At 37.4% G+C, this 3,860-nt stretch carries 4 protein-coding genes; 2 read left to right on the top strand and 2 right to left on the bottom strand.

Features of this window, described 5'->3' with window-relative positions; translation table 11 throughout:
* Positions 1 to 736 (bottom strand): acetyltransferase domain-containing protein (locus AC1DND_RS22290; RefSeq protein WP_477584798.1); only part of this gene is annotated, 736 nt, incomplete at its 3' end.
* A 287-nt stretch (positions 737 to 1,023) separates the two neighbouring features.
* On the opposite strand from AC1DND_RS22290, the gene AC1DND_RS22285 reads away from it, so the two are divergent.
* On the top strand, positions 1,024 to 2,448 hold the full coding sequence (locus tag AC1DND_RS22285) for a glycoside hydrolase family 125 protein (protein ID WP_477584797.1): 1,425 nt from the start codon (positions 1,024 to 1,026) through the stop codon (positions 2,446 to 2,448).
* Positions 2,449 to 2,620: 172 nt separating this feature from the next.
* Positions 2,621 to 2,815 (top strand): hypothetical protein, encoded by a 195-nt coding sequence (locus tag AC1DND_RS22280; protein WP_477584796.1) that lies wholly within the window; start codon positions 2,621 to 2,623, stop codon positions 2,813 to 2,815.
* 420 nt (positions 2,816 to 3,235) lie between these two features.
* Here the strand turns inward: AC1DND_RS22280 and AC1DND_RS22275 are convergent, their stop codons facing one another.
* Positions 3,236 to 3,589, bottom strand: coding sequence for a nuclear transport factor 2 family protein (locus AC1DND_RS22275; protein WP_477584795.1), 354 nt, complete (start codon positions 3,587 to 3,589; stop codon positions 3,236 to 3,238).
* Positions 3,590 to 3,860 lie beyond the last annotated feature (271 nt).

The following is a 3,860-nucleotide window of genomic DNA, read 5'->3' as shown; positions in this document are numbered from 1 at the left end:
ACCTCAGGGAGATAAACACAAAGATAGTGAGCAAACCTACAATTAATAAATTGCGCTGCCGGCGGTCGGCGGCGTAACCTTTTTTATACCAGGCACCAACGCCATAGCCCACAAACATCACGCCTGTCCATGGGAGGATGGCGTAAAATACACCAACAAAATGATTGGCAGAAAGCGGCACAACGGTTCCTGATGCCGTGAAAAATATTTTTAAGATCAAGCCACCATTTGAATCTGGTGGAGCAGGGAATAAATTGAAAAGATTATGCCCAAAAACCAATATCAGGCCGGTTATCAGCACAGTTTTATACGAAATTCGACTGGCCAATCCAAGGAATATCATACTGGTTCCTATAGCCCAGATCACCTGAAGAATAATAAAATTATATGTTCCATTAAAGGTTAACCCGAATGTGATGACAACAATTTCTATCAGTATTAACCATAAACCCCGTTTTAACAAAAATGAACTCGCCTGGGCTGCCGTTTTGTTCTGTGCCGATAAATAAGCAGATAATCCTGATAAGAAAACAAAGGTTGGTGCACAAAAATGTGTAATCCAACGGGTAAAAAACAACATCCCCGTAGTGGTGTCTGGATTTAGCGGATCGCCGGTCATGGCGCCAACATGAAAGAAATCTCTTGTATGATCCAGTGCCATAATGATCATCACTAATCCGCGGAGTATATCAATAGATAAAATTCGTTTTGATAGGGGACTGTTATCAGCATTCATATAAATAGGTTTGGTTATTTAAATATACTCATTCAAAATTATTTTTACTGACATAATTATTACCTTTAGGTCCGTCAAAAATGTTATCTGAATCAATTTCAGTATGATGCATAAGAAAATCGATTTAGGAATAGTTTAATTGACTATAGTGATTTTGATGTTCGAAAAATTATAATAATATTTGTTAAGCGCTAACCGAATAAAATCTTACCACTAAATTTATCATAATCGATAATATATAGATTTCGTTTAGTAGAAATTAAACCAAAATATCATAACACATCATAATGAAAAGAAGAACATTTATACAAAACACAGGCTTGTTAGGGGCAGGAGTTGTCGCATCGAAATTTTCTTTTGCCGCTAATCTCGCACCGGAATTCCCTGTGGTACGTGTAGCTGCCGCAAAACGGCACTTTCAAAGTAAAGCTGTAGATGCCGCAATTAAAACTTTCCAGGCAAACGTTAAAAACCCCGAATTGGCCTGGCTGTTCGAAAACTGTTTTCCCAATACTTTAGATACTACGGTTTACCATTCAGAAAAAGAGGGTAGACCAGACACTTATGTAATTACCGGTGATATTGATGCGATGTGGTTGCGCGATAGCTCCGCACAGGTTTGGCCATATCTTCAGTTCGTAAACGAAGATGAACCACTTAAAAAATTGATAGCGGGCGTAATTATCCACCAAACGAAATGTGTTTTAAAAGATCCTTATGCAAATGCTTTTTATGGCGATGCCACAAAGGTAGGTGAGTGGAAAACCGATAAAACGGCCATGCAGCCTGGTGTACATGAGCGTAAATGGGAAATAGATTCTTTATGTTATCCAATCCGTCTGGCTTACCATTATTGGAAAAAAACAGGCGATAAAACCCCTTTTGATGCCAATTGGAAAAAAGGAATTGAAGCTACTTTAAAAACATTTAAAGAACAACAACGAAAAACGGATAAAGGGCCATATCATTTTCAACGCGAAACTACCCAACCTACCGATTCATTACCGATGGCGGGTTATGGTTTTCCGGTAAATCCGGTTGGATTAATTTGTTCGGCATTCCGTCCGAGTGATGACGCCACCATTTTTCCATTCCTGGTTCCTTCTAACTTTTTTGCGGTATCAAGCTTAAAGCAGGCAGCAGAAATGATTAAAGCTTTACAGCATGACCAGGCTTTGGAAAGCGGTTTGTTAAACCTGGCTGATGAAGTGAGTGCAGCGCTACAGAAACACGCTATCGTTAGTCATCCAAAATATGGTAAAATTTACGCCTTTGAGGTAGATGGTTTTGGAAGCTCGTATCTGATGGACGATTCTAATGTACCAAGCTTGTTGGGCTTACCTTATTTAGGTGCAATGAAAATTGAAGATCCGATCTATCAGAATACGAGGAAATTCGCCCTTTCTAAAGATAATCCGTATTTCTTTAAAGGAACAGCTGCCGAGGGAATTGGTGGGCCGCACGCTGGTCAGGATATGATCTGGCCAATGAGTATCACAATGCGTGCTTTAACTTCAAAAAATGATGCAGAGATTAAAGCCTGTATCGAAATGTTACGCAAGACACATGCTGGTAAAGGTTTTATGCACGAGTCTTTCAATAAAGACAACCCGGCAAACTTTACAAGGGCTTGGTTTGCTTGGTCTAACACCTTATTTGGTGAGTTACTTTGGAGAACCTACCACGAAAAACCAGCTTTATTAAAAGCTTAATATAACCGACCGTATTGATTGTTGTTAATGACTGATATTGACTTCAGTTCAATTCCCAATCAATACGGTTTTGTTTTATCTTTCCATACATTGTATCAGAAATTGCCAATGCCCATAAAGGTATCTTTTACGTCTAAAAAAACATATTCACACTGAACTTACCTTTTACAAAATGACAATAATAAATGATAATTTGCCTACCTCTATACTTTTAGAAATTAAAATAGGAGAGGTTATAACAGATGGAAAGGGCCAATCTGGCACAGTTAAAAGTATTGAAATCAGTGAAACGGATGAGCTTTTAATGTTTCTTTTTCAGTTGGAAGATGGCCACATCATTGTTAGGAGGCTTAAGCAGGTCTGTTAGTATATTAGTATTCGTCATTCTACTTAAACATGAATGGAACAATCTTATTGTTAACTACCTATTTAACTATAAATTGGTAAATATTTTTTGACAACGTCCTCATTTACATATTCTTAGAATGCTAGTCATTGCGGGGCCGAAGATAACCCAATGATTGAGTTCATGAATGCCTTTAAAAACAACTGCACAAATGAATAATCTTAAAGCGTGTCCTGTAGCGATCGTGTTAAGATTGAGGCTGTATCATAAAGACAATTTCTTCCCAGATTTTGTCATGTTGAGCCTGTCGAAACACATAAAAGATTATTTAACTATGTCCTTCGACAGGCTCAGGATGATAATTCGATATATTTGATATGGTCTCTTCGTTAGCTGAAAAAGCCTTCTTGCAATGACGATACTACAATGTTTCCATCTCCCTTACAATATAGGCCTCGGATCGAAAATCACTTGGAATGATTTAATCTTCTCGTCTTCCAGTTTGTACCAGCCGCTTGAAAAGATTGTTTTTTCACCCATGTTGATATCGTACCAAAGGCAAACTTCTTCCTGATCTACAAATACTTTTTTAACATCATATTTGAATTTCATTTTCTTCATGTCTTCGATGTAAATATCTGCGCCATTTCTTTCGCCCATAACACCTTTAAAAGTCATATCGTCATGCAGTTGTGCTCTGGCCATTTCAAAGTTTTCGGTGTTTAAGGCATTGATAAAATCAAGGACAACAACTTTAGCATTATGTTCGGTTAATAGTTTATCGGATGTGCTCATAACAAAATCTATTTATGATTAAACGAAAATTGGAAGAGAAATGTTTGGAAGGGAATAATTGAATGAGTGAATGATTGAATGACGGAATGGTTAAACAGGTTACTCCAACATTCAATCATTCAAAACCCAATCATTCTCTCATTTGCTTTAGCCTTCAAAACTATATACTTTTCCAACCTGTGTTTTAAAACTGTATTTAAAGTCATTTCCTGATTTTTCTTCATCGATGCCTTTAAGCTTAGGTTTTAACGCATTAGGAGACCTCACAATG

This window comes from Pedobacter sp. 01N416, from assembly GCF_056399685.1.
Note: the sequence above shows the minus strand (reverse complement) of the source record. Positions and strands in the feature narration are given on the sequence as shown.

Excerpts from the sequence above, each read along its gene's own strand:
- AC1DND_RS22285 (WP_477584797.1), top strand. The coding sequence starts at position 1,024 with ATGAAAAGAAGAACATTTATACAAAACACAGGCTTGTTAGGGGCAGGA.
- AC1DND_RS22280 (WP_477584796.1), top strand. The coding sequence starts at position 2,621 with ATGACAATAATAAATGATAATTTGCCTACCTCTATACTTTTAGAAATT.
- AC1DND_RS22275 (WP_477584795.1), bottom strand. The coding sequence starts at position 3,589 with ATGAGCACATCCGATAAACTATTAACCGAACATAATGCTAAAGTTGTT.